A 1,361-nucleotide genomic window follows, 5' to 3' on the forward strand; every position below is an offset into this window, starting at 1 on the left:
ATTAACTCGATACGAATAAATACTAACTGATACTAAGTAATACCAACTCAATGATAAAAAACATTGGGTATTGTTATTAAAAAGTAAAAATACAAGAAATGGTTTTTTTGGGAGTGCCAAGTCATGAACTTTACAGAAAACATATTGCGTGTAAGTCTATAGGCATCCGAGGGGATTTAGCTGTATCGCTCTCAGATTATAGTTATTTACGTTTCTTTACGAATGAGGCTGCTCACCCATATTCACCAATATTCGTTCTTGGTAGTACAAAAAATGACCATAAAATAATGCGTGATTTGGCATGGTTCTCTAACCCTATATTTACATCGGTTAGAGGAAATGTAAGTCTAATAGCGTCTTCACACATTTATACAAGTCTATTAAAGGATAACTTTATGGAGCGGGATTCTATTGCCATAAATAATATGGCAAAAAGGTTAATACGATTACCCGATGTAATGTCTATTACCGGGTTAAAACGTTCTACTATTTATTTCAAAATGAAAGAAGGGAACTTCCCTAACAATATCCCTATCGGAGAACGATCCGTTGCATGGGTAGAGGGGGAAGTAATTAATTGGATTGATGGAAATATTTCAAAAAGAGAAATGAGATGCTAAAAGAACTGCCACTAACTAAATACGATGAAGATATTAATACTATTGCTACATATCAGCCAATACCATTTACCCCTGAGCAGGGTGATGCTGGCTATGCAATCCGGGTAATCGAAATATATCGATTAAAGAAAATGGCTACCTTGTTGGAACAGTTCGAGTTATTAACGGGTTATGCAACCCCTCGTTCAAACTGTACACCTTGTGAAATTAATACACTAATTGAACGTGGGCAACAAATTTGTAAGCAAGAAGAAATAAAAGTGAAAGCTGTAGAGCATGAAATCTCACAGCTCAATATTGAACTAAATAATGCTCAGCGGGGAGTCAGTAGCCTGTCCAGTTATAATGGTAATATTCGAGAGTTAATGTCTAATCTTAATGATCGTGTGGAGAATGCAAAGCTAAGGTTAGAAAATACTAAAGCCTCAGTTTCAGCACGTAAAGGATTGTTAGGGCTACTGCGAGGACAGGTTGAGCAGATGCTGAGTGAGGGGAGTAAAGGTTTTAAAGGTAAAGTCATGGAGTTATTACCAATGGATTATCTTCCATCGGAAACCTATCAGGGGGATAGATTTAGCAGCGGATTAACGTCACACAAGTATGCTTGGAAAGAGCTAAATAAATTAGAACGTGCACTTAAAAATATATTAGAGAAATGTACTGTACCTAAAGATAAATACTCACTAAATAACGGAGGGAAAGAAATTTCTTTATTAAGTAAACAGTATTATCAAATCGAGT

Annotated in this window: 2 protein-coding genes; both read left to right on the plus strand. The window is 35.8% G+C overall.

The genetic code is table 11. The features are described 5' to 3' along the window. Positions 1 to 113: 113 nt before the first annotated feature. Entirely contained in the window at positions 114 to 620 is a 507-nt protein-coding gene (locus V1952_RS21860; protein WP_420075551.1) for an AlpA family transcriptional regulator, read from the plus strand. Further along, positions 614 to 1,361 (plus strand): hypothetical protein (locus V1952_RS21865; protein WP_420075552.1); only part of this gene is annotated, 748 nt, incomplete at its 3' end. The genes V1952_RS21860 and V1952_RS21865, both read left to right, overlap by 7 nt.

Source organism: Yersinia sp. 2542 StPb PI, from assembly GCF_048593855.1.
Lineage (GTDB): Bacteria > Pseudomonadota > Gammaproteobacteria > Enterobacterales > Enterobacteriaceae > Yersinia > Yersinia enterocolitica_E.